Source organism: Geothrix mesophila, assembly GCF_022808835.1.
GTDB classification, from domain to species: domain Bacteria; phylum Acidobacteriota; class Holophagae; order Holophagales; family Holophagaceae; genus Geothrix; species Geothrix paludis.
The window spans coordinates 67,762-91,247 of the sequence record NZ_JAKZLD010000001.1 but is presented as its reverse complement, the minus strand read 5'-3'; the positions used below and the strand labels follow the sequence as shown (position 1 = coordinate 91,247).

The following is a 23,486-nucleotide window of genomic DNA, read 5'->3' as shown; positions in this document are numbered from 1 at the left end:
GGGGATGCGGCTACACTGGATGCTTTGCGCGGGGACGCCATGCAGGTGCTGGTCATCGGATCGGGGTACGTGGGATTGGTGGCTGCCGCCTGTTTCGCTGAGGCGGGGCACCGCGTCCTCGGCGTGGATGTGGATGCCGCCAAGGTCGCCGCCCTCAGCCGGGGCGAATCCCCCATTTTCGAGCCGGGCCTGGACGATCTGCTCCGGAAGCATCTCGCGTCGGGCGCCCTGCGGTTCACCACGGACCTCAAGGAAGGCATCGCGGAGGCAGCTGCGGCCTTCATCTGCGTGGGCACCCCCCAGAGCGAGGACGGCAGCGCGGACATGAAGTACGTGCTGGCCGTGGCGGGCCAGATCGGCGGGGCCATGACTCTGCGCGCCGGGGATGCCGCCCCCCTCATCGTCGTGGACAAGAGCACGGTGCCAGTGGGCACGGCGGCGCGGGTCCACGCTGAAATCGCCTCCCACACGGATCGCGCCTTCGAAGTCGTAAGCAATCCCGAGTTCCTCCGCGAAGGCTCAGCCATCGGCGACTTCCTGGAACCGGACCGCGTGGTGGTAGGTTGCCGCACGGACCACGCAGAGAAGGTGATGAAGGGGCTCTACCAGTCCTTCCTGGACCGCAGCGGCGGCAAGTGGTTCCGCATGGATCCCCCCAGCGCGGAGCTCACCAAGTACGCGGCCAACGCCATGCTGGCCCTGCGCATCAGCTTCATCAACGAGATCGCCAACCTCGCCGAGTGCGTGGGCGCGGACATCGACCATGTGAAGACCGCCATCGGTGCCGACCATCGCATCGGCCCCGCCTTCCTCAACCCCGGTCCCGGCTTCGGCGGTTCGTGCTTCCCCAAGGACCTGCAGGCGCTCCTGAAGGTGGGCCGCGAGCACGGCCATCCCATGATGACCCTGGCCACCACGGTGGAGGCCAACCGGCACCAGAAGCAGGTGCTCCTCCGGAAGGTGAAGACCCACTTCGGCGTGAAGCCGGGCGTGCCCGCTCCCCTGAAGGGCAAGCGTTTCGCTCTGTGGGGCCTGGCCTTCAAGGCCAACACCGATGACATCCGGGAGAGCATGGCCCTGGAGCTCATCGACGGCCTGGTGAACCTGGGCGCGGACGTGGTGGTGCACGACTTCGCCGCCATGGAGGCCGTGAAGGCGAAGGTCGGCGACAAGGTCCGCTACGCCGAGACTCCGCTGGCGGCCTGCGACGGCGCGGACGCCCTGCTCATCGCCACCGAGTGGGCGGATTACAAGTCGGCCGACCTCGAGGCCGTGGCCAAGGCCCTCAAGTCACGTTGCATGTTCGATGGCCGCAACCTCTTCCGGCCGGAGGCCATGGAGGCCAAGGGCTGGACGTACCATTCCCTGGGACGCCGTTCCGTGGAGGTCAAATGACCCGCATCCGCCTGGAGGACATCGCCCACGCCCGCAGCGGCGACAAGGGGGACGGTTCCAACGTGGGCGTCATCGCCTATACGGAAGCCGGCTATCACCTGTTGCAACAGGAGCTTACGCCCGAGTGTGTCAAGCATCACTTTTCAACCATATGCAAAGGTAGTGTTGAACGCTTCGAGGTTCCTAACCTCAAGGCTCTCAACTTCATCCTGCACGACTCCCTGGGCGGGGGCGGCAGCGAAAGCGTGAAAACCGATGCCCAGGGCAAGACCCACGGGCAGGCCCTGCTTAGAATGGAACTCGACCTTCCGGCCGGCCTGACGCTGGCGGATCTCAGACCCTGAAGGGCATTCCCACCTCGCCAAGGAGCACCAACATGGGCAATCTCGGAATGATGGAAATCCTGCTGATCGGCATCGCGCTGCTGATCTTCTTCGGTCCCTCCCGCCTGCCGGAACTGGGCAAGAGCCTCGGCAAGGGCATCCAGGAATTCAAGAAGGCCAGCCGCGAACTGACGGATTCCGTGAAGGCGCCCGACCCCCCGCCGCGCGCCCCCCCTCCCTCCAACACCAACAATTCGTCCCCCCCCCCCCCCCCCCCCCCCCCCCCCCCCGCGGCGCCCCCCCTTCTCTCCCCGTTGAGGACCATGGCGCTTCCGGCCACGCCGCCCGACAAGATGAGCTTCTGGGAGCACCTGCAGGAACTGCGGGTGCGGATCGTCCGATCCCTCGGCATCGTGGCCGTGGGCTTCGCCATCACCTATGCCTACCGCTTCAAGCTCTGGGCCTGGGCGCAGAAGCCCTTCCTCGAAGCCATGGCGCGCCAGACAGGCAAGCCCGTCGGAAGCCTGGACCCCTTCGCCTTCACGGATCTCACCGAGCCCTTCTTCAGCATGATGCGGCTCTCGCTGTGGGCCGCGGCGGTGTTCTGCGCCCCCTTCCTCTTCTACCAGCTCTGGGCCTTCATCCGGCCCGGCCTGCTGCCCAGGGAACGCCGCCTCGTCATCCCCTTCGTCTTCGTCACCTCGGCCTGCTTCCTGGCCGGCGCCGCGTTCGCCTACTACCAGGCGTTCAAGTTCCTGGGGGACATCCTCTTCCAGGAGGCTGCCCAGGCGGGGCTGCGCGCCAACCTGCACGCCTCTGACTACCTGGACCTGTTCATCTCCACCACGCTCATCACCGGCGTGATGTTCGAGTTGCCGGTCCTGTTCTTCTTCCTGGCGAAGTTCCGCATCGTGACCGCGCGTCTCATGCTGAAGTATTGGCGTCACGCCACCATCGCGATCCTCATCTTCAGCGCGTTCTTCACGCCGGGCGACGTGGTGGTGACCACCGTCTTCTTCAGCGTGGTCCTGCTCGGTCTCTACTTCATCTCCGTGCTGGTGGCCTGGGCCGCGGAGCCCCGCGCGAAGTAGGCCCCCAGGTCATCCAGGCTGAGCCTCACGGCCTGGTTGGGCTCAGGTGGGGCGGTCAGATTCTTCCGCGCGTCCACCGCGGTCATGTGGAGCGCGAGGGACGCGTGGAGTCGCGCCGGGAACTCCGGGCTCTGCTCGACCACGGCGGCTCGGCCCTCCGAAGCCAGGGCCAGGGCGTTCATGCGCTGGTGATCATTGGCACTGGTCGGCAGGGGCACCAGGATCGCCCCCCGCCCCGCGGCCTTCAGCTCCGCGCAGGTGCTGGCCCCGGATCGGCTCAGGACCAGGCTGGCCGCCTCCATGGCCTCATCCATGCGGCTGATGAAGGGGACCAGCGCATGGCGGGGGTGGCGCGGCCGGTCCTTCAGCCGCTCGAACTCCGCGGGGCCGGCCTGATGGAGCAGCTCCCACTCCGGGGCCGCCTCCAGCAGCGGAGGCGCGATCTCCAGCATCGCTTCGTTGAGGGCCCGCGCGCCGCCGCTCCCCCCCAGGACCAGCAGCCGGAAGGGCGGCTCCAGCGCGGATGCCGCCCGGAAGTCCCGCAGGAAGGCCTCCCTCACCGGCGTGCCCACCACCAGGCAGTCCGCCCCGGGAAGCAGGGAGCGCACGCCTTCGAGACCGCACCAGACTCGCCGGGCCTTTGGAGCGAGGAGCTTCACCAGGGCGCCCGGCGCGGCGTTGCTCTCATGCAGGAAGTAGGGGATGCCTAGCGCCCGCGCGGCCAGCAGCGCCGGAGCCGCGCCGTAGCCGCCGGTGCCGATCACCGCCCAGGGCCGGGCGGAGCGCCACAGGGCCTTCAGGCGGGCTGTAGCGCGCCAGAGCTTCCAGGCGGATCTCGCGGCCCGCAGGGGCGACCGGCCCAGGAAACCCTCCACATCGAGCAGCAGGTGCGGCCAGGGACTGGCCGGCAACTCCCGGGCCTCGATGCCCCGGCGGGCTCCCACGAAGGCGATGGGCCGCTGCGGCCATCGGCGGCGCGCGCCTTCCGCCAAGGCCATGGCTGGGAAGAAATGCCCACCCGTCCCTCCGCCGGTGAGGACGAGGGCTCCATCGAAGCTCGGCGTGCGATCGCTCATGATCCGACCACCATACCGGAAGGCGGTCGCTTCCTACCCAAAGGCAAGCGCAACTTACCTGGAGACAGACACGTGATTCCAGGCACAAAGATCCTCAAAGGCCGGTAAAGTGGAAGGTCACGCCGCGCTAGAATCCATTTTTCCGCCGGTTCCCACCGGCCTATCCATGACGCATCAGGGAGCGCCCATGAAGATCCTCGTCGCCCTCAAACAGGTCCCCGATACTGAGACCAAGATCAAAGTCGCCGCGGATGGCAAATCCCTCGATCCTGCGGACGTCAAGTGGATCACCAGCCCCTACGACGAGTACGCCCTCGAGGAGGCCATCCGGCTGAAGGAGGGCAAGGGCGCCGAGGTGGTGGCGCTTTCTGTGGGAGGCGACACCGCCAAGGATGTGCTGAAGAACGCCCTGGCGCTCGGCGCCGACAGCGCCGTGCTGCTGAAGGGTGACGGCCAGGGCGACGCCTTCGCCGTGGCCCAGATGATCGCCGCCTACGCCAAGGACAAGGGCTTCGACCTGATCCTCTGCGGCAACAAGGGCCTCGGTGGCGACAACGCCGCCATGGGCCCCATGCTGGCGGAGCTGCTCGGCATCGCCCAGGCCAACGTCATCGTGAAGCTCGAGCTCGGCGACGGCACCTTCAAGGCCGAGCGCGAGATCGAAGGCGGTTCTGAAATCGTCGAGGGCGCCCTGCCCGTCGTGGTCACCGCCCAGAAGGGCCTCAATGAGCCCCGCTATGCCAGCCTCAAGGGCATCATGGCGGCCAAGAAGAAGACTATCGAGGAGCTGGATGCCGCCGCCGTCACCGCCGGCGCGCAGGTGAGCGCCCTGGCCCTGCCCCCCGAGCGCCCCGCCGGCCGCCTGCTGCAGGGCGACGCCGCCCAGCAGGCCCAGGCCCTGCTCCAGGCCCTCAAGGATGAAGCCAAGGTCTTCTAGCCGGTCCTCCTCCGCTGACTGATCCGATATTCGAAAGGACGATATCCATGATTCTCGTGTTCTGTGAACTGAAGGACGGCCAGATCCGCAAGCCCAGCGCCGAGGCCCTCAGCGAAGGCCGCCGTCTGGCCGACGCGTCCGGCAAGAAGATCGGCGCCCTGTTCGCCGGCGCCTCCTGTGCCGGTGCCGCGGAAGCCGCCAAGTTCGGCGCGGACGTGATCCTCACCGCCGAGGGCGCCACCCTGGCCTCCTATTCCAGCGATGCCTTCGCCCAGGTGCTGGCGGACGCCGTGAAGGCCAAGGGCGCCACCGTGCTGCTGGCCGCCGCCACCGCGGTGGGCAAGGACGTGCTGCCCCGCGCCGCCGCGCGTCTGGGCGCCGGCTATGCCTCCGATGTCACTGGCCTCTCCATGGCGGATGGCAAGCTCCAGGCCGTGCGCCCGGTCTACGCCGGCAAGGCCTTCGCCACCACCACCTTCTCCAGTGCGGTGCAGACGGCCACCACCCGTCCCAACGTGTTCCCCGCCGCCGAAAAGGCCGGCGCCGGCGCCGTGGAAACCCTGGCGGCCCCTGCCGGAGACTTCAAGTCCGTGGTGAAGGAGATCCTCGCCAAGGCCGGCGGCAAGGTGGACCTCAGTGAGGCCAACGTGATCGTGAGCGGTGGCCGCGGCATGAAGGACGGCGCCAACTTCAAGATCCTGGAAGAGCTGGCGGACGCCCTCGGTGGCGTGGTCGGCGCCTCCCGCGCGGCCGTGGACGCGGGCTGGGGCCTGCCCCACAGCATGCAGGTGGGTCAGACCGGCAAGGTCGTGAGCCCCACCCTCTACATCGCCTGCGGCATCAGCGGCGCCATCCAGCACATCGCCGGCATGAGCGGCTCGAAGTTCATCGTCGCCATCAACAAGGACCCCGAGGCGCCCATCTTCAAGCTGGCGAACTACGGGATCGTGGGGGATCTGTTCGAGGTGGTTCCCGAACTGACCAAGGCCGCGAAGGCCATGGGCATCGGTTCCAACTAGGCCCGATCCCTTGCCCCGTCCGCGCCCGGCATTCGCCGGGCGCTCTCGTTCAGGCTGCGCCTCTGGCTTGCCTTCACGAACGGGGTTACCCTCCACCTATCGGGCGGCGCCCCACGCCGCCCTCCTGCTCCCCAGCTTCGCTGGATCGCAGAGGTGGAGCCTCCGTGGGGGATCTGTTCGAGGTGGTCCCTGAGCTCACCAAGGCCGCGAAGGCCATGGGGATCGGTTCCAACTGATTCTCTGCGGGGGTCCCGCGCTGCGCGCACACCCTCGCACCCCCTCGCAAAGGCCGGGCCGAGCCCGGCCCTTGCTCTGCCTTCCCCCATCTGAAAAATCGCCCGGCGAACGCCGGGCGATTTTTCAGGCAGGGAAAAGAGCTAAACGCCGAACTGCCTCAGGTGATGGTCGAAGTGCTTGTAGATGAGGCGGCCCCACTGGTCGCCGCTGAGCCGCCCGAAAAAGGGGTGGATCCGGCCTTCCGTCTTGGCGGCGCCGCGCTGGACGACGCGGTCGATGAGGGTGGCCAGCCGGGTTCGCTCGGTTTCGAAATCCTGGGGGCTGGACACCACATAGATGGGGTCGGTGGGGGAGTTGCGGCGGAAGGGTTTCTCCCCGAAAACCTGGCCCCGGATGAAGGGTGTGATCAGCTTCCCGAGGAAGAGTTGCTTCACTTGGCGGTCGCCCAAGGGATCGCCCAGGGCGAGGGCGCAGTGCTTCATCATCTGGGCGGGATCCATCTTCCCCCACTGACGCTGGGCCCCCGGCTCCAGTTCCGCGAACCGCCGGGCCAGGGCATCCCGGTCGACCGGGTTGAACAGGGAATTCATGGGTGGTTTCCTCCGGCAGTTCGTCGTTCACGGCTTCGGAATGCCGCTCGGCTGAGTTGGGCGGCATTCCGGAAATAGGAAAAGCTATACGGGTTCGAAACCTTCATCACGGAGGAAGTCCCGGGCGTCCTCGGGATCCCCGAACCGGGCGACGACCATGTCGCCCTCATTCACGTCGCCGTCGAGGGCGTCCAGGCTGTTCCGCTCCCGGATGACGCAGGCGCCACCGATCTCGTCCAGGCCGAACTGCACTAGCTCCCGGATGACGCCGTGCTCATCCCGCCACAATTCGACGTGCAGGTCCGTACCCATGGCCACCTCCCGCGCTCCGTCCGGTGGAAAGTTAGCTCTTTTCGAAGAAGAGCACCACCATGCCGAAGCCCACGCGGTCCCCGTGCTTGAGCTCCCGGGGCTCGCCGGGCTGGATGCGCTCGCCCCGGACGAAGGTGCCGTTCGCCACGCCCGGCTCCTCCAGCAGGAAGTAGCGGCCGTGTTCGCAGAGGATGCGGGCATGGCGCCGCGACACGCTGAGGTTGTGGTCCTCCTCGGTCAGGTCGATGTCGGGATGCACGCCCGTGGTGGGGTCGAAACGGCCGATGAGCGAACCGTGGGCCAGGATGGGATGGGGCTTGCCACTGAGCACGGACACCAGGTTCGCCACGGGCGTGCCCGCGGCCTTGGCCGGGCGGCTGGCATCCAGTTCCTCCACCCGCTCGCCCAGCTCGCGATGCCGCTGCGCGAGGCGCTGCATCATCTTCACGGACACTTCGGGGTTCTGACGGATCATGCGCATGAAGGTGCCGCGGTTGATGGCGATGAGATCGGAATCCTCAAGGGCGAGGGCCGTGTGCTGGCGCGGCAGGGCCTCCAGCAGGCTTCCCTCCCCGAAGAAGTCCCCCTTGGACAGCTCTTCCGTCCATTCGCCCTTCGGCTCCTCTGAGACGTACAGCCGGACCCGGCCCGCGAGGATGATGTACATCTGCTGGGCCATCTCTCCCTTGCGGAAGATGACCTCGCCTTCGCGGAAGCGCAGCTTGCTTTGATCGATGAAGCTGGGTTCAGCCATGCAGATCCCGGGGAGTGTCTTAGGTTAACCCAGCCCAGGCGATGGGTGAACCGCCTCCGAGAAGACCCGGGCCATCAGATCTTCGAGGATCCGGGCTTCGGCCGCCGAAAAACCTCCGATGTGGGGTGAATCCAGGTCCAGAACCGCCCGGAGACGGCCCCCGACCGTGATGGGTATCACGAGCTCGGACCGGGTCGCGTCATCGCAGGCGATGTGGCCCGGGAACGCGTAGACGTCGGGCACGAGCTGAGTGGCGCCGGTCCGGGCGCAGGCCCCGCACACGCCCCGCTCGAACGAGATGCGGAGGCAACCCATGCCGCCCTGGTAGGGACCGACCGCCAGCATCCGGTCGGCCACACGACGGTAGAACCCGCACCAGTTGGTCTGGGGCATCGTCTCCCATAAGAGGCAGGCCAGTGTCGCCTGGAGAGCCACCTCGTCCGTCTCGCCCTCAAGGGCCGCCAGGATCTGCGGAACGGCCGTCCGGAGGCGCTCCACCCGCGCCGATTCAGGCAGCAGCGTGCCCCGCGCCACCAGCTCCAGCAGGATCCCCTCGCTCATCACCACCTCCGCTACCCTGGTCGACCCCGTGGGGCTTTTGTTGGACACTCTGATCCATGTCCATTCTGCGCTACATGGCCGCTCCCTTGTCCCCTCTCTACGGGATGGTGGTGCGCGCCCGGAACCGCAGCTTCGACGCCCATCCCGAGCGGATCTCCCGCGTCACCGTCCCGGTGGTGTCCATCGGCAACCTCAGCGCCGGGGGGACCGGGAAGACGCCCCTCACCCTGTTCCTGGCCGAGGGCCTGGAGGCGGCGGGCTGGCGCAATGCCGTGCTGTCCCGGGGTTACGGCGGGCGGCGGGATATCGATCCCATGAGCGTGGAGGCGGATTCCGACCCTCGCCAGACCGGCGACGAGCCCCTGCTCATGGCCCGCCGCCTGGGTCCCGAGCGGATGGTGGTGGGGCGGAAGCGACATGCGGCCGCCCTCCGGGCCCTGGCCCAGCGCCCGAACTTGAGCTGCCTGCTGCTGGACGACGGTTTCCAGCACCGGGCCCTCCACCGGGACCTGGACCTGCTGGTGCTCGATGGCGTGAGGCTATGGGGAAACGGACGGATGCTGCCCCTGGGAGACCTGCGGGAACCTGTGGACAGCGCCCGCCGGGCCCATGCGCTGGTGATCACGAGAGCCGCCCGGGTGAAGAATCGCGCGATGGTCGAGGCCTGGTGGGCCCGCCACGGCAGCGGCGGACCCCTCTTCTGGGTGGATTTCACCCTGGGGGCGCTGCGCCGGTGGGGCACGGGCGACCACAACCCCCTGCCCCTTCCCGGGATGGGGCCAGCCTTCGCCTGGTGCGGCCTCGGCCACCCGGAAGCCTTCTACGCCGACCTGCTGGTGGCCGGCCAGGCGTGGGCCGGAACCCACAGCTACCCGGACCACCAGGGCCCCTCGCCCGGTGGCCTGGCCTGGCTCCAGGCCAAGGCGCGGGAAGCGGGCGCGTCCTGGCTCGTCTGCACGGAGAAGGACGCGGTCAAGCTGGGTCCGGAGCACCTCTCCGCACTGGAGCTTCCCCTGTACGTGGCGGAGCAGCACGTGGCCGGCGGAGAGCCCCTGCTGGCCTGGGTGCTGGCTGGCCTGGCCGGTCTGGCCGCCCGATCGGCCTCAGCGGATCAGCAGCCGCTCCTTGAGCTGGGGCAGGAACCGGCGGCTGACGGGCACGAGCTTCCCTGACCGGGTCCGGATGAGGGACGACGCGTCCTGGCGGAGGATCTCGTCGATCTGGCGGAGGTTCACCAGCACCTGCTTGTGGCACCGGGCCAGGGACGGCACCTTGGCCTCCAGGACCGTCAGGGTGAGTTCCGTGAGGAACTCGCCCTTCTCGGTCACCAGGTGGACGCCGCTTTCGCTGGACCGCACGAACTCTATCTCCGCCACGTCCACGAGCTTGATGCCGTGGCCCGAGATGCACGGGATCCGCTCGATGGAAGGGCTGTCGTAGGCAGGCTTGCTCCCCTCCCGGAGGAACCGCTTCAGCTTCTCGGTGGTGCGGGCGAGGCGGTCCGCCTGGACGGGCTTGAGCAGGTAGTCCAGGGCGCTCTCCTCGAAGGCCTTGAGGGCGTACTCGTCGTAGGCTGTCACGAACACGACCAGGGGCATCACGTCCGGATCGAGCATCCCCAGGAACTGGAAGCCATCGATCTTGGGCATGTGGATGTCCAGGAACATCACCTCGGGCCGCATGGCCTTCACCGCGCGCAGGGCCTGGATCGCGTTGGAGCAGGTGCCCAGCACCAGGTACTCCCCGGTCTCGGACAGCAGCGTCTCCAGCTCCTCCCGCACGTGCATCTCGTCGTCGACGATCAGGGTCCGCATCATGATGCCCGGGCCTCCTCCGCGGGAATGCGGATCGACACGCAGGTCCGCACATGGGGATCGCAGGTCACGGTCAGGCCGGATCCCCCCTTCAGGAGGTTCCGGATGCGCTTCTCCACGATCCCGAGCCCGAGCCCGTCCTTCCCGCGCTCCTTGCGCTCGAAATAGGTGCCCGCGTCATCCTCCACGTCGATCCGGGCGGCGCCGTCCTCCCAGAAGGCGTGGATGCGCGCCGCGCCGGGCTCCAGCTTGTCGGCGATGCCGTGCTTGATGGCGTTCTCCAGGAGGGGCTGGAGGGTGAAGGTGGGCAGCTTCACCTGGAGCAGGGTGGGATCCACGTCGATCTCCACGGTCAACCGCTCCTGGAAGCGGGCCTTCTCGATCTCCAGGTAGGCGTTCACGTGGGTGAGTTCCTCTTCCAGGGTGGAGAACTCGGGACTGCGCTTGAGGTTCATCCGGAAGAAGGTCGAGAGGTGGTTCAGCAACTCCCGGGCCCGGTTCGCGTCGCGGCGCATGATGGCCTGGATGGTGGTGAGCGAGTTGAACAGGAAGTGGGGATTGATCTGGGCGTGGGCGAGCTTCAGCTCCGCCAGCACCAGCAGGTTCTTCTGCTCCTCGTAGCGCGCCCGGAGCAGCTGCGTGGCCAGGAGCTGCGCGAGCCCTTCGCCCAGGGTGCGGTTGATGCTCAGGAAGCGCTTGCTGGCGGGCTCGAAGAGCTTGATGGTCCCGATCACCTCGCCATCCACCTGCAGCGGGATCACCAGCACCGAGCCCAGCGGGCACTGGTCCGAATACCCGCAGTGATAGGCCTCGTGCGCGCCGTCCATGAACTGGACATCCCGATGGAGGATGGCGCGGTGGCACTCGGGCGCGAGGGTCATGCCCGGCTTGTGGTGGTCCGACCCAATCCCGACGAAGGCCAGCACGGTCTGGGTGTCCGTGATGGCCACGGCTCCGACCCCGGTCTCCTCCAGGATGATCTTCGCGAGCTCCGGGGCCACCTCGGGCGTGAAGCCCTTGGCCAGCGGGCCCAGGGTCCGTCCGGCGATACGGAGGGCCCGGGCCGTCGAGGCGGCTCCCACCTGGTCGTAGAGGTCCCGACGGTCCCGCAGAATGCTCATGAAGATCGCGGCCCCCAGGGAATTGGCCGCGATCATGGGGAAGGCGATGGCCTGCACGAGCTGGAGGGCATCCGGGAAGGGCCGGGCCACCAGCAGGATGATGATCATCTGCAGGGCCTCCGCCACCATCATCGTGACCAGGGCCGTGAGGGGACTGAGGGGACGTTCCGCCCCGTACCGCCGCGCCAGGTAGAGGTGGACGACGCCGCCCAGGGCGCCCTCGACCGTGGTGGACAGGCCGCAGGCAAGGGCCGTGAACCCCCCATAGAAGTACCGGTGCAGCCCCCCGGTGAGCCCCACCGCCAGCCCCAGGTACGGTCCCCCCACGAGCCCGGCCAGGACGGGCCCGATGGCACGGGTGTTGGCCAGGGCCCCATGCACCGGAAGGCCGAGGTAGGTCCCCCCAATGGAGATCACCGAGAAGAAGAGGTACATGACGGCCTGGTCCCGGCGCGAGGCGGCCTCCAGGCGGCGCATCCGGAACATGGGGGAGTTGCAATAGGCGTAGGCCACGAACAAGAAAAAAGACGCCACCTGGATGAGGGAGAACAGCAGCTTCATGGTCCCTCCTTTCCTGTGGGTGTCCCCTACGATACCGGGTTCCCGCCTGCCTCGAGCCGGGCGCGGACCACGGTCGGCAGGCCATTCCGACCGCTCCCGGCCGGATTCCGGCCGGACGGGAAGTCCCAGCAGCCGGTGGGCCACCTTTCCTCCCCTCGCCCCCTCGGGCCCGTACGAACATGGGTGGCAGATCACCCCTCCCAGCTCCGTGTGCAGCCCCGCGCGACCGGCCCCCCGGGCCCTGTGGAAACCAAGGCGCAACCGCAGGCCTCCGAGACCCCACCCCCTGGCGCAACCTGCCATAATCCGTCCCAATTCCCCACAACCTGCTTCCAAGGAGACTCCCATGCTCAGGCAGACCCTCTATGGATCCCTTCTCTTGGCGGCCTTCGGCCTCCACGCCGGGGACACCGTCAAGCTCGCCATCACGGGCCCCTTCACCGGCGGCTCTGCCCCCATGGGTGCCTCCACGCGGGACGGCGCCAAGCTGGCCATCGCGGAGATCAACGCCGCCGGCGGCATCCAGGTTGGCGGCAGGAAGATGAAGATCGAGATCATCGAGCGCGATGACGAGGCCAAGAACGAGCGTGGCGCCCTCATCGCCCAGGAGCTGGCCGCCATGGGCGACCTCTCCGGCGTCATCGGCACCGTGAACACCGGCGTCTGCATGGCCGGCGACAAGCACCTCCAGGAGAAGGGCGTCACCAAGATCATCTGCCCCGCCGCGGGTTCCGCCTCCATGACCCAGTGGAGCAAGGCCGGCGTGAAGGACAACTCGATCTTCCGCTTCGCCGCCCATGACGGCATCCAGGCCGCCATGGTGGTCGAAGAGGCCATCAACCGCCACTTCACCAAGGTGGCCGTGATCTTCGACTCCACCAACTACGGCGTGTCCGGCCGCGACGACATGCTGAACCAGATCAAGCTCCAGGGGAACAAGCTCCAGGTGGTGGCCCAGGAGAAGTTCAACATCGGCGACAAGGACATGACCGCCCAGCTGCTCCGCGCCAAGGCCGCCGGGGCCCAGGCCGTCCTCATCTGGGCCATCGGCCCCGAGCTGGCCGCCGTGTCCAACGGCATGGCCAAGATCGGCATGAAGGCGCCGCTCATCGGCGGGTGGACGCTCTCCATGTCCAACTACATCGACAACGCCGGCAAGAACGGCAACGGCACCCTGATGCCCCAGACTTTCATCGAAGAGCCCATCACGCCCAAGGCGAAGGCCTTCATCGACGGCTACCACAAGGCCTACAAGGTGGACCGCATCCCCTCCGCCGTGGCCGCCGCCCAGGGCTACGACGCCGTACTCATCTTCGCCGCCGCGGTGAAGCAGGCTGGCACCACGGACACCCACAAGATCAAGGAGGCCCTGGAGGACCTGAAAGAGCCCGTGAAGGGTGTCATCGCCACCTGGAACCACCCCTACACCAAGTGGAATCCCGCGGACGTGACCACCCATGAGGCCTTCCGCCGCGAGCAGGTCGTGATGGGCATGGTGCAGGACGGCCGCGTGGTCTTCGGCAATGCCTCGGACAAGGCCCGCCTCATCAAGGAGGCCGCCGGCACCCCGGCCAAGGCCCCCGCCAAGCAGGCCCCCAAGGCCAAGGGCAAGACCAAGTAGACCAGCCATCACCGCACATCCCGGGGGGCTTCGGCCCCCCGCCTTTTCCGCCCCGCCCCGAGGGCCACCGACATGAATCCTTCGATCATTGGACAGATGGCCGTCAGCGGCGCCCTCATGGGCCTCGTCTACGCCCTCATCGCCTACGGCTTCCAGCTCACCTACGCCACCAGCAAGAGCATCAACTTCGGCCAGGGCGAGCTGGTGATGGTGTCCGCCTTCTTCAGCCTCACCCTCACCAACCTGGGTCTGCCCTACTGGCTGATGGTGCCCGGGGGCCTGCTCTTCGGCGCCCTGCTGGGCCTGGTCGTGGAACGGGCCGGCGTCCGGCTGGCCCTGGAGCAGAAGAGCGAGGGCTGGATCCTGCTCTCGATCATCCTGGGCCTCTTCTTCTTCTCCGCGGCCGAGAACATCTGGGGACGCGACGACCGCCCCTTCCCCACGCCCATCTCCGCTGATCCCATCCATGTGTTCGGCGTGGATGTCACCCGGCTGGAGCTCTCCGTGGCCGTGGGCGTCTTCGCCATCATGGGCCTCATCGAGCTGTTCAAGCGCCGCACCCTCCTGGGCAAGGCCTTCGAGGCCGTGTCCGCGGACAGGGACGCTGCCGAGCTCATGGGCATCTCCGCCACCCGGACGGTGATGCTGTCCTACGCCCTGTCCGGCGTGGTCGCCGCCCTGGCCGGCATCCTCGTCTCCCCCATCACCACCGTCGGCCCCACCATGGCCTCCGCCCTCATCCTCAAGGCCTTCTCCGTGGCCGTGGTGGCGGGCCTGGACTCGGGCTTCGGCGTGGTGCTCATCGGCATGGCCCTGGGAGCACTGGAGAGCCTGGCCAGCTTCTACCTGGGCAGCGGCTGGCGCGAGGCGCCAGGCCTCACCCTGCTGATCCTCGCCCTGGCCGTCCGCCCCACCGGCGTCTTCGGCAAGGCCGTCATCCGGAAGGTATGAGATGAAGCGCGTCCTCTTCCTCCGCGGTGCGGAGCTCCTCGTCTTCGCCTTCCTCGCCACCATCCCATTGATGGTCGTCAACCCCTACGCCCTGGGCCTGCTGACGCTATTGGCCATCTACGGCATCCTGCTCATCGGGCTCGACGTCACCGTCGGCTACCTGGGCCAGGTGAACCTCGCCCATGTGGCCTTCCTGGGCCTGGGCGCCTACACCGCCGGCCTGGTCGTCACCAAGCTGGGCCTCGGCCTGGTGCCGGCCCTCGCCGCGGCCACGGCCGTGGGCCTGGCCCTGGGCGGCCTCCTCGCGCTGCCCGCCCTGCGCCTCGAAGGACCCCAGTTCGCCCTGGCCACCCTCAGCTTCGCGGCCCTCAGCACCACGGCCCTCAACGAACTGGAGAGCCTCACCGGGGGCGCGCAGGGCCTGAGCCTCACGCGCCCGGCCCTCTTTGGAGTCACGCTCACGCCCCCCATCTTCTTCTGGCTGTGCCTGGTCCTGCTGGCCATGGTCTGGATGGTGATGCGGAACCTGCTGGCCTCGCAGTGGGGCCGGGCCTTCGAGGCGCTGCGCGACAGCCCCATCGCCACGGACGCCATGGGCGTGGGCACCTACTACCACAAGGTCGCCGCGTTCTCGCTGGGGTCAGGTCTCGGCGGGCTCGCGGGCGGGCTGTACGCCTTCAACTTCCAGTACCTCCAGCCTCAGAGCTTCGTCTACGAGCTGATGATCATCCTCCTGCTGGGCGTGGTGCTGGGCGGGCGCAAGAGCCTCTGGGGCGCCTTCGTGGGAGCCACCGTGGTGGTCCTGCTGCCGAACCTGCTCTCCAACGCCCTGCTGTTCCACATCTTCAGCGGGGCCGGGTTCGCCCTTGCCCTGGCGGCGGGCCTGCGGGGCCTGATCAAGAGGACCACCCGCCCCTTCCAGGCGCTCGCGCCCGTGGTCGCCATGGGCATCCTGGCCATCGGCGGCTTCTTCGTGGAGAACACGGAAGATTGGCGCAAGGGCATCTTCGCCCTGATGCTCTTCTCCGTGGTGGTCGGCCTGCCCGAGGGCCTGATGGGCTTCCTGGCCATCTTCCTCGCCAAGCTGTTCCGCGTGCCCCCCTCGCCCCTGCCGGAACCTTCGGACCTGGAGGCGGTCCTCCCGCAGCGCGCCCAGGGCGACGGCTCCCTGCTCGTCCTGGAGGACCTCAAGCGGCACTTCGGCGGCGTGAAGGCCGTGGACGGGCTGTCCATGCAGGTGCGCGCCGGCACGATCCACGGCCTCATCGGGCCGAACGGCTCGGGCAAGAGCACCGTGGTGAACGTGATCTCCGGCCTCTACACACCCTCCTCCGGCGGCGTGACCCTCCGCGGCGTCCCGCTGCCCCAGGGGAGCCTCACGGGGGTGGCCCGGGCCGGCGTGGCCCGCACCTTCCAGAACCTCCAGCTCTTCAGCGAGCTCACGGCCATCGAGAACGTGATGGTTGCGCTGAAGAACGTCTACAAGATGCCCCTCCCCCTGGTGCTGCTGGGCTTCGCCCGCGCACAGGAGCGGCGCGCGCAGGCCGACGCCCTCGCCCTGCTGGACCTCATCGGCCTCAAGGACCAGGCGCGCACCCGGGCGAAGGATCTCACCTACGGCGCCCAGCGGTTCCTGGAGATCGCCCGGGCCCTGGCCCGCAAGCCCGACCTGCTGATCCTCGACGAGCCCGCGGCGGGACTCTCCCATCCGGACGTCCTCCAGCAGATCGAGATCATCAAGCGGGTCCACGCCCGGGGCGTCACCATCATCCTCATCGAGCACCACATGGATGTCGTGAGCGAGCTTTGCGATCAGGTGACGGTGCTGGACGGCGGCAAGGTCATCGCCGAAGGCGCCCCGGAGGACGTCAAGCGCCATCCCAAAGTTATCGAGGCCTACCTGGGCCAGGCCAGCGATTCCGCGCCTTCCAGCGGCGCCGAACCCCTGCCCGCGTGAAGGAGACCGGCATGCTCATCGTGGATGACCTTCATGCAGGCTACGGCGCCAGCGAGGTGCTCGTGGGCACCACCCTCACCGTGAAACCCGGCGCCGTGGTGGCGCTCATCGGCGCCAACGGCGCGGGCAAGACCACGACCATGCGCGCCGTCTCCGGGATGGTCCGTCCCTCCCGCGGACGCGTCGTGCTGGACGGCAAGGATGTGCAAGGGCTCGACGCCTCCCGCATCGCGCGGCTGGGCCTCGCCCATTCCCCGGAAGGCCGCAAGGTCTTCGGCCCTCTCTCGGTGGAGGACAACCTGCTGCTGGGCGCCTACGGCCGGCTGCCCAAGTTCCTGGGGTTCAAGTCGGGCGCCCAGGCGGATCTGGACCGTGTCTATGGGCTCTTCCCCCGGCTGAAGGACCGGGCCCGCCAGGCCGCCGGCACCCTCTCGGGCGGCGAGCAGCAGATGCTCGCCATCGGCCGCGCCCTCATGGCCCGGCCCAAGGTAATGCTGCTGGACGAGCCCTCCATGGGCCTCGCCCCGGTCATCGTGCAGGAGGTCTTCCGCACCATCCGCCGCCTGAAGGAGGAGGGCATCACGCTACTCCTGGTCGAGCAGTTCGCGAAGAGCGCCCTCGAGGTGGCCGACTACGCCTACGTCATGGAGCGTGGCCGCATCGCCGTCGAAGGCACGCCCGAGGAGCTGGGGCGGAACGAGCGCGTCATCGCGGCCTACCTGGGCTGAGCAGGGCTGGCCTCCGGCCCCGCCTTGCGCTAGCATGAACCCCTGCCGCGGGCGTAGTTCAGTGGTAGAACGTCAGCTTCCCAAGCTGAATGTCGTCGGTTCAATCCCGATCGCCCGCTCCAAACCAGAAGGCCCGCCGCATGGCGGGCCTTCTGGTTTGGAGATGGAGAAAGGCGGGAATTGATTTCCTGTCACAACATGTGGATCAGGGAATCCAAAGGACCGCAGGTTTCAACATGGGAGGTTTCGATGGCCGGTAGGAAGCTGTCCACCCTGGCCCTGGTCTCGCTGGTCTCAGCCCTCCCGGCCTTCGCGGCCCTGAAGGTCGGAGACAAGGCCCCCGATTTCCAGGCCCAGGCCTCGCTCGGGGGCCAGGTGTCCTCGTTCTCGCTGGCCGCGGCCCTCCAGAAGGGGCCCGTGGTCCTCTATTTCTATCCGGCGGCCTTCACCCCCGGCTGCACCACCGAGGCCCACCTGTTCGCCGAAGCGGTGAGCACATTCCACCAGCTTGGCGCCACCGTCGTCGGCGTATCCCATGACGACATCGACAAGCTCAACAAGTTCTCCGTGAGCGAGTGCCGGGGCAAGTTCGCGGTGCTGTCCGATTCCGACCAGGCCATCATGAAGGCCTACGACGCGGTCCTGGCCGCCAAGCCGCAGCTCGCCAACCGCACCTCCTACGTCATCGCCCCGGATGGCCGGATCCTCCACGCCTTCACGGACCTCAAGCCCGACCAGCACGTGACCCTGGCCCTGGCCGCCCTGCGGCAGTGGAAGACTCAGGCAGACAAGCAGCCCTAGCCCTTCCCCTGCGACTTCATCTCCAGGAACCGCTTGGCTTCGCGACGGAGGAGCTCGGCCACGTTGCGGTCCTTCATGAGCAGCTTCATGTCGCTCTCGAGCAGGCGCTTGAAGTGGGTCATGGCCAGGGGGAGCGGTGTACGCGGGTTCAGGACCAGGGCCTTGGTGATGGTGTATTTCTTCATCCACTCGCGGTTGCCCGCGATGATCCGGAGCACCTCGTCGTTCACGGTGCGCATCTGGGCGATGTAGGCCACCTCTCCCTCCGTGATGCGACCGTTCCGCATGACGTTCACCTGGATGAGGCGGTTGGCCTCGCGGATGAGGATGGTGCGCTCCTCCTTGCCGCCCTTGATGGCGAGCATGATCTTCTGGTTGGTCCGGAGTCTCGCCACCCGCTGGGAGAGGGTGAGGACGATCTCCTGGCCCTGGTCGTCCACCAGGGGCTTCTGCGCCAGCAGGCGCCGCTCGGCGGCCATCTCCTCGGATTCGATCTCCGCCTCAGCCTCTTCCTTGGAGGTCTCCTTGGGCAGGGGCAGCTCCGCCCAGGCCTTGTCCAGGTGCCCGGCTTCCACCTCGTCGAGGATCTCCAGGCGCTCCTTCTTGACCTCCTCCGGGACCAGGCGCAGCACATCGAAGCGGTACTCGTTCACGCGGCGCTTGATGACGTATTCGCCCTCGGGGTGCTCCTCCAGCAGATCGAGGATCCTCGGCCGCTCCATCCACAGCACCTGGTTGTTCAGCACGATCTCCAGCACCGAGCCCGGCAGGCTGGGCACCGAAGCCTCCACGACCGCCGCGGTCAGGGAGGGGTTCAGCAGGGCCTCTTCCAGCAGGGTCGGCTCTTTCCGGTGGCAGAGCACCAGCTGCAGGGGCCCAGGCGGCTCGACAGGCCCCAGCAGGACGCCCGAGAGCATGGATTCCGGCATGGAGGCGAGGCATTCGAGGGCCTTGGCCGTGTAGGGGGTCTCCTGCAGCGCGGCATGAGCCAGGGCCTGGAGCAGGTCCTTCGTGGGCACAGGCAGGCTTCCGCCCACCAGGGTCATGGCCATGGGCTCGGGCAGGGTGCCCTGCAGGAAGCGTTCGACGATGGGATTCATGCTCATGGCTCGGTTCCATCTTCCTGGTCATCGGGCGGCTGGGGTTCCGCCGGCGGGGGGGCAGGCGCGGCGGGCGGGCGGAGCCAATGCCCTTCGGCATCGAACCGGCCGGACCAGGCCTCGCCCACATTCTGGCCGTGGGCGATCCGCACCCCGGCCACCTCCACATTCACCACGCCCGCGTTGTCGAGGCTGAGGGTGAAGGGACCCTTCGCGCGCAGCCGCCAGGGTTCGGAGACCCGCAGCGTGTGGACCTGAACCTGCCCGCCGGTCTCCGGGGCGGGTTCCAGGCGCACCTCGCAGGTGTCCATGGCGCGCAGGCTGATCAGGATCCCCTGATCGTTGAGGGGGGCCTCCGGCAGGAGCTCGCCCAGCACGGGATAGGGGGAGGTGGACGGGGGCGGCGGAGGCGGCAGGGTGGCCTTGGGCAGGGTGGTCAGATAGCTGGGAGCCAGCTTCCGGCCGAGGCTGGGACCGGGCACCACCAGCCAGGCCGCCACCAGGACCGAGGCGACGGTGAGGAGGCCCATGACGACGCGCTCCAGCCGCTCCTGCCGGGGGTCCGGCGTCGGCAGTTCCTGGGCTCCGGGCACGATCTGGAAGGCGCTCGTGTGGAACTCCAGATCCACCCCCAGGCGCTTGGCCAGCTGGCGGGCCAGAGGCCGGGGACGCCCCGGCGGCAGGGAGGCCCAGTCGTCGGATTCGATGGCCTCGATGTGGCGGAGGGGCAGCTTCAGCTCCACCGCCAGGATCTCGCGGGACAGTCCCTTGGCCACGCGCGCGTCCCGCAGGATCTGGCCTACGGTCTCGTCCTCTCTCATCCCGCCCATCCCACAGGCAGGTCCTTCAGCAGGCGGGCCAGCTGCTCCCGGCGCTCGGCGCGGTTGAGGCGCCGGTCGTCCAGGCTCCCCCGATGGGCCATGGTGTCCGCCAGGGTGGCCTGCAGGTCGTCCGGCGTGATGAAATCGCGCCCCTCCAGCCACGCTTCGGCCTGAGCCAGGCCGAGCCAGTGCTTGACCGCGCGGGTCGAGCAGAAACCGCCCCCCGTCCGGATGCGCTCCACCATGCGCTCCGCGTAGTCCATCACCGCGTCGGATACCCGCACGGTCCGCACGGCGGTCCGGGCCTGCCGCCAGCCCTCCAGGTCCAGGGCCGGGCGCAGGGCATCCAGGCGATCCGAGCCCGCCTCGCCCTTGAGGATCCGGCGCTCGGCCTCGCGGTCGGGGTAGCCCAGGTGCAGGGAGCAGGAGAAGCGGTCCAGCTGGCTCTCCGGCAGGGGGAAGGTGCCGGCGTGATCCATGGGGTTCTGCGTGGCGATGACGAAGAAGGGGTCCGGCAGGCGGTGGGTGCTGCGGTCCAGGGTCACCTGCCCTTCCACCATGGCCTCGAGCATGGCGCTCTGGGTCTTGGGGCCGATGCGGTTCAGCTCGTCCAGCAGCAGCACCTGGCAGAAGATCGGGCCGGGCTGGAACCGGAAGGTCTGGTCCTTGGCATCCCACAGGTGCACGCCCAGCAGGTCCGAGGGCAGCAGATCGTTAGTACCCTGCACCCGCTGGAAGCTGCCGCCCAGGATGCGCGAAAGGCCCTTGGCCAGCGTGGTCTTCCCCACTCCCGGCAGATCCTCCAGCAGCACGTGGCCGCCCGCCAGCAGGGCCGCGAAGGCCCGTCGGACCTGGGCGTCCTTCCCCACCACCACGGCCTGGAGCGCGGCCAGGCCGGCCCTCACCGCGGGACGGACGGCCTCCGGCGATCGCGCGGGAGGGGCGACGACGGGAGGGGCCTGGGCTGGATCCTGGATCATGGGGCCTTCCGGGGCACGGGGCTGTCTCTATCTTCCAGAGGGATGCCATGGTCCCGCAAGCGCTGAGCCAGGCTGCGCAGGGTGAGCCCCAGTCCCTCCGCCGCCCGCGGCAGGTCCCCATGGGCCTCGGCCAGGGCGCGCCGCAGAAGCTGGCCCTCCGCGGCGCGCGAAGCGGTCCGCAGCATGGCCTCGAGGGGCCCCGGCTCGGGCCAGGGCAGGCTGAGGATATTCGAGCAGCCCAGTTCCAGGTCCGGAAAGGCCCGGATGGCAGGTCCGTCCGAGAGGCTCAGGGCCCGGGCCAGCAGCGCCTCCAGCTCCCGCACATTCCCAGGCCAAGCATGGCCGAGCAGCTGGCGCTCCGCCGACCGCTCGAGCCAGGGCGCCGTCCGGCCTTCCAGGCGGGCGGTCCGCTCGAGCAGCGCCCGGGCCAGGGCCAGGAGGTCCTCGCGGCGCTCCCGCAGCGGGGGCACCCGGAGCTCGAGGGAGCCCAGGCGCTGGGCCAGCTCCGGCGAGAGCCCCGCGCCCTCGTCCAGCCCGGCCATCCAGCGGAACCCGGTGCCGGCGGCATCGATGACCCGGACCAGGGGCGCCACGGCCTCCGGTGCCAGATGCTCCAGTCCCGCCAGATAGAGGCTTCCGCCCTGGACCAGCTCGAGAAGGCTGGGGTCCGGGCCCTCCGGCCCGAGGGTTGCGGCGGACAGGCTCAGGTAGGGGGCTCCGGGATGGCGGAGGGCGTGCAGGCGGCGGGCGCAGCGGCCCTTCCCCGCCCCGTGTTCTCCCACGAAGAGCACCGGCAGCGCCGTGCCTGCGGTCCGCCGCAGGGCCTGGTCCAAGGCCTGCATGGCCGCGCTGTGGGCGACCCAGGGCTCCGTGGGGTCCGGCGGTGGCGCGCCCACCAGGGCCCGGAGGCGGTCCAGGAGGGCCAGGAAGGCATCCAGGTCGAAGGGCTTGGGCAGGAAGTCCTCCGCCCCCAGGCGCATGGCCTCCACGATGTCCCGGGGTTCTCCGAAGGCGGACATCAGCACCACCCGAAGGGCGGGATGCAGCTGCCGGGCCCGCCGGATCAGCTCCAGCCCGCTCATGCCCGGCAGCCGCAGATCCGTCACCAGGACATGGGACGGCGCCGCCTCCAGGGCCCGCAGGGCCTCCTGCGGATCCGCCACCGCCCGCACCGACCAGGCCGAACCCTCCAGGGCCTGGATGAGCAGGCGCCGGAAGCTGTCCTTGTCCTCGACCAGCAGAAGGTCCATGGGTAGAAGCTATCAGCTGTCGGCTATCAGCTGTCAGCTATCAGCCAGCTCGGCCGCAGTCGGCGATGAAGCGGCGGCTCTGGGCCTCGGCCTGGGCCTCGAAGAGGGAGGCGCCGGGCACCAGCGTGAGGCCGGCGTGGCGGGCCCAGGTTCCGAAGGCCGTGTCCTCCTTGTAGATCCACTCCACCGCCCAGCAGGCCGACGGCAGCGCGGCCTCCAGGAGATCGGGGAACGGCGCGGGATCATCGGCCTTCATGCCCAGGCTCGTGGCCTGCACCACGCCCACGGGCGCGAAGGCGGCCACCGCCGCGGGGCTGGCCGGCGCCTTGCGGGAGGCCTGCAGCACGGGCCGGCCCGCGACTTCCAGCACCTGGCGGCTCGTGCGCCCCACCCCGCCCCCGCCGAGCAGCAGCACGGGCCCGGGGGCGAGATGCGACAGCGCTTGTCCAAGCGCCTCGGCGTCCGTGTTGGCGCCGCTCCAGGGGCCGTCCGGTCCCCGGCGCCACAGCGTGTTCAGCGGGCCTTCCAGGCCGAGGGCCCGGGGCAGGGACAGCTTGAGGGGGGCGGTGATGCTGAGGCCGAGGATGCCGAGGGCCTCCAGGGCCTCCGTGGCCTCGGCGGCCTCCCCGCACAGGAGCGGGACATACAGCAGATCCCGGCTCGCTGCCTGGAACCGGGGGTTGTGGAAGGCGGGGCCCCGGGAGTGCAGCACCGGATCTCCGATGACGCCACAGACGCCGCAGGTCCGGGGCAGGTCCGCGCAGCGCCAGGCGCGGAGCGTGGCGAGCGGAAGCTGCCCCGGGGCCGCCGCGGGCCCGTTGTCCGGAGCGGCATAGGTGAAGGCGCCGCCCCAGGCGGCCTGCAGGGCCCGGGTGGCGAGGCCCTTGGGCCCCATGAGGAAGGCCGACAAGACGATCCCACGCTCCCGGGCCCCGGCGAGAGCAGGTCTGAGCCGGCCGCAATCCCCGAGGCTCCCGGCCCAGCCCACCCACTTGAAGGCATCGCCTTCGGGGAGGGCCGCCAGCCGCTGGTCCAGGTCGAAGACGCCGGGCGCCACATGCACCGAGCGCAGCAGGCCCATTCCAGGCCGCGCGGCCTGGAGCTCCGCGGGAACCGGCAGGTCCCACTCCAGGTCCACCCAGGCTGGTCCGGCCGCCACAGCCTCCAGCAGGCGGGCCATCCGCCCTGCCTCGTCCTCATCCGGCCAGCGGCCACCCTCGGACTGCCGCCGGCAGGTCGCGAGGCAGCGACCCCCGAGTGCCCGGACCAGGTCCCCGGGTTCAGCCCCGGGAAAGAGGTCCAGCCTCAGCTCAGGCAGCGCCTCCGGACCCAGGCTGCGGGCGCAGGCGAGGGCCCGGTCCCAGGTGGCGTGGGTCAAGGTCACCAGATGGAAGGGGAGGGGCATCACCGGGAGGCGCTCACAGGTCATCGTAGCCTGCCCCGGAGCCGGCGCGGGACGGGCCCGGCGTCCTCCTGCCACCTCTGG

At 69.0% G+C, this 23,486-nt stretch carries 23 protein-coding genes and 1 tRNA gene; 12 read left to right on the top strand and 12 right to left on the bottom strand.

What is annotated here, in order from left to right:
- The first annotated feature begins 39 nt into the window (after positions 1 to 39).
- The 3 genes from MLG87_RS00410 to tatC are packed head-to-tail and all read left to right on the top strand — an operon-like array spanning position 40 to position 2,809.
- Complete coding sequence (locus tag MLG87_RS00410) at positions 40 to 1,395, top strand: UDP-glucose dehydrogenase family protein (protein WP_243293259.1); 1,356 nt, start codon at positions 40 to 42, stop codon at positions 1,393 to 1,395.
- On the top strand, positions 1,392 to 1,739 hold the full coding sequence (locus tag MLG87_RS00405) for an AtuA-related protein (protein WP_243293258.1): 348 nt from the start codon (positions 1,392 to 1,394) through the stop codon (positions 1,737 to 1,739). Before MLG87_RS00410 ends, MLG87_RS00405 begins: the two co-directional genes overlap by 4 nt.
- Before the next feature lie 32 nt (positions 1,740 to 1,771).
- Positions 1,772 to 2,809, top strand: a complete 1,038-nt coding sequence (gene tatC / locus MLG87_RS00395) for a twin-arginine translocase subunit TatC (protein ID WP_425250872.1) — start codon at positions 1,772 to 1,774, stop codon at positions 2,807 to 2,809.
- Here tatC and MLG87_RS00390 read toward each other — a convergent pair.
- Complete coding sequence (locus MLG87_RS00390; RefSeq protein ID WP_243293257.1) at positions 2,758 to 3,885, bottom strand: UDP-N-acetylglucosamine--N-acetylmuramyl-(pentapeptide) pyrophosphoryl-undecaprenol N-acetylglucosamine transferase; 1,128 nt, start codon at positions 3,883 to 3,885, stop codon at positions 2,758 to 2,760. The two genes, tatC and MLG87_RS00390, sit on opposite strands and share 52 nt — an antisense overlap.
- 187 nt (positions 3,886 to 4,072) lie before the next feature.
- Between MLG87_RS00390 and MLG87_RS00385 the strand changes: the two genes are divergently transcribed.
- Together MLG87_RS00385 and MLG87_RS00380 are read left to right on the top strand one after the other, a co-directional pair.
- On the top strand, positions 4,073 to 4,822 hold the full coding sequence (locus MLG87_RS00385; RefSeq protein ID WP_243293256.1) for an electron transfer flavoprotein subunit beta/FixA family protein: 750 nt from the start codon (positions 4,073 to 4,075) through the stop codon (positions 4,820 to 4,822).
- Positions 4,823 to 4,863: 41 nt separating this feature from the next.
- Entirely contained in the window at positions 4,864 to 5,841 is a 978-nt protein-coding gene (locus MLG87_RS00380; RefSeq protein WP_425250876.1) for an electron transfer flavoprotein subunit alpha/FixB family protein, read from the top strand.
- A 377-nt stretch (positions 5,842 to 6,218) separates the two neighbouring features.
- Here MLG87_RS00380 and MLG87_RS00375 read toward each other — a convergent pair whose 3' ends face one another.
- From MLG87_RS00375 to MLG87_RS00360, 4 genes are all read right to left on the bottom strand, one after another.
- Positions 6,219 to 6,668 (bottom strand): DUF1569 domain-containing protein, encoded by a 450-nt coding sequence (locus MLG87_RS00375; protein WP_243293254.1) that lies wholly within the window; start codon positions 6,666 to 6,668, stop codon positions 6,219 to 6,221.
- A gap of 84 nt (positions 6,669 to 6,752) precedes the next feature.
- Positions 6,753 to 6,980 carry a hypothetical protein gene (locus MLG87_RS00370; RefSeq protein WP_026853291.1) on the bottom strand — a complete coding sequence of 76 codons (228 nt, stop codon included), beginning with the start codon at positions 6,978 to 6,980 and terminating at the stop codon, positions 6,753 to 6,755.
- Positions 6,981 to 7,011: 31 nt separating this feature from the next.
- Complete coding sequence (locus MLG87_RS00365) at positions 7,012 to 7,734, bottom strand: cyclic nucleotide-binding domain-containing protein (RefSeq protein ID WP_243285893.1); 723 nt, start codon at positions 7,732 to 7,734, stop codon at positions 7,012 to 7,014.
- 24 nt (positions 7,735 to 7,758) lie between these two features.
- Positions 7,759 to 8,295 (bottom strand): GAF domain-containing protein, encoded by a 537-nt coding sequence (locus MLG87_RS00360; protein ID WP_243293253.1) that lies wholly within the window; start codon positions 8,293 to 8,295, stop codon positions 7,759 to 7,761.
- Between the two features lie 56 nt (positions 8,296 to 8,351).
- On the opposite strand from MLG87_RS00360, the gene lpxK reads away from it, so the two are divergent.
- A complete protein-coding gene (gene lpxK / locus MLG87_RS00355; protein ID WP_243293252.1) occupies positions 8,352 to 9,467 on the top strand; it encodes a tetraacyldisaccharide 4'-kinase in 1,116 nt (371 codons plus the stop codon).
- On the opposite strand, the gene btsR is transcribed toward lpxK, so the two are convergent.
- Together btsR and MLG87_RS00345 are read right to left on the bottom strand one after the other, a co-directional pair.
- Positions 9,399 to 10,112, bottom strand: a complete 714-nt coding sequence (btsR, locus tag MLG87_RS00350) for a two-component system response regulator BtsR (protein ID WP_243293251.1) — start codon at positions 10,110 to 10,112, stop codon at positions 9,399 to 9,401. The two genes, lpxK and btsR, sit on opposite strands and share 69 nt — an antisense overlap.
- Positions 10,109 to 11,791, bottom strand: a complete 1,683-nt coding sequence (locus MLG87_RS00345; RefSeq protein WP_243293250.1) for a sensor histidine kinase — start codon at positions 11,789 to 11,791, stop codon at positions 10,109 to 10,111. The genes btsR and MLG87_RS00345 overlap by 4 nt, the downstream gene beginning before the upstream one ends.
- Positions 11,792 to 12,137: 346 nt before the next feature.
- On the opposite strand from MLG87_RS00345, the gene MLG87_RS00340 reads away from it, so the two are divergent.
- The 6 genes from MLG87_RS00340 to MLG87_RS00315 all read left to right on the top strand — a co-directional run bounded on the left by MLG87_RS00340 (position 12,138) and on the right by MLG87_RS00315 (position 17,849).
- The gene (locus MLG87_RS00340; protein ID WP_243293249.1) at positions 12,138 to 13,412 is read left to right on the top strand and encodes an ABC transporter substrate-binding protein; all 1,275 of its coding nucleotides are present in this window, start codon (positions 12,138 to 12,140) and stop codon (positions 13,410 to 13,412) included.
- A gap of 72 nt (positions 13,413 to 13,484) precedes the next feature.
- A complete protein-coding gene (locus MLG87_RS00335; protein ID WP_243293248.1) occupies positions 13,485 to 14,363 on the top strand; it encodes a branched-chain amino acid ABC transporter permease in 879 nt (292 codons plus the stop codon).
- Between the two features lies 1 nt (position 14,364).
- Positions 14,365 to 16,320 (top strand): branched-chain amino acid ABC transporter ATP-binding protein/permease, encoded by a 1,956-nt coding sequence (locus MLG87_RS00330; protein ID WP_243293247.1) that lies wholly within the window; start codon positions 14,365 to 14,367, stop codon positions 16,318 to 16,320.
- A gap of 11 nt (positions 16,321 to 16,331) precedes the next feature.
- Positions 16,332 to 17,048 carry an ABC transporter ATP-binding protein gene (locus tag MLG87_RS00325; protein WP_243293246.1) on the top strand — a complete coding sequence of 239 codons (717 nt, stop codon included), beginning with the start codon at positions 16,332 to 16,334 and terminating at the stop codon, positions 17,046 to 17,048.
- A gap of 47 nt (positions 17,049 to 17,095) precedes the next feature.
- Positions 17,096 to 17,170: transfer RNA gene (locus MLG87_RS00320), tRNA-Gly, on the top strand.
- Between the two features lie 127 nt (positions 17,171 to 17,297).
- Entirely contained in the window at positions 17,298 to 17,849 is a 552-nt protein-coding gene (locus tag MLG87_RS00315; RefSeq protein WP_243293245.1) for a peroxiredoxin, read from the top strand.
- Here MLG87_RS00315 and MLG87_RS00310 read toward each other — a convergent pair.
- Genes MLG87_RS00310 through MLG87_RS00285 form a run of 5 tightly spaced genes read right to left on the bottom strand, consistent with a single transcriptional unit; the run spans position 17,846 to position 23,405 of the window.
- Complete coding sequence (locus MLG87_RS00310) at positions 17,846 to 18,955, bottom strand: hypothetical protein (RefSeq protein WP_243293244.1); 1,110 nt, start codon at positions 18,953 to 18,955, stop codon at positions 17,846 to 17,848. The two genes, MLG87_RS00315 and MLG87_RS00310, sit on opposite strands and share 4 nt — an antisense overlap.
- Entirely contained in the window at positions 18,952 to 19,770 is an 819-nt protein-coding gene (locus MLG87_RS00305) for a helix-turn-helix domain-containing protein (RefSeq protein ID WP_243293243.1), read from the bottom strand. The genes MLG87_RS00310 and MLG87_RS00305 overlap by 4 nt, the downstream gene beginning before the upstream one ends.
- Complete coding sequence (locus MLG87_RS00300) at positions 19,767 to 20,750, bottom strand: AAA family ATPase (RefSeq protein ID WP_243293242.1); 984 nt, start codon at positions 20,748 to 20,750, stop codon at positions 19,767 to 19,769. Before MLG87_RS00300 ends, MLG87_RS00305 begins: the two co-directional genes overlap by 4 nt.
- Positions 20,747 to 22,000, bottom strand: coding sequence for a sigma-54-dependent transcriptional regulator (locus tag MLG87_RS15970; protein ID WP_279341025.1), 1,254 nt, complete (start codon positions 21,998 to 22,000; stop codon positions 20,747 to 20,749). Before MLG87_RS15970 ends, MLG87_RS00300 begins: the two co-directional genes overlap by 4 nt.
- 40 nt (positions 22,001 to 22,040) lie before the next feature.
- Entirely contained in the window at positions 22,041 to 23,405 is a 1,365-nt protein-coding gene (locus tag MLG87_RS00285) for a bifunctional type I 3-dehydroquinate dehydratase/shikimate dehydrogenase (RefSeq protein ID WP_243293241.1), read from the bottom strand.
- Between the last annotated feature and the right edge of the window lie 81 nt (positions 23,406 to 23,486).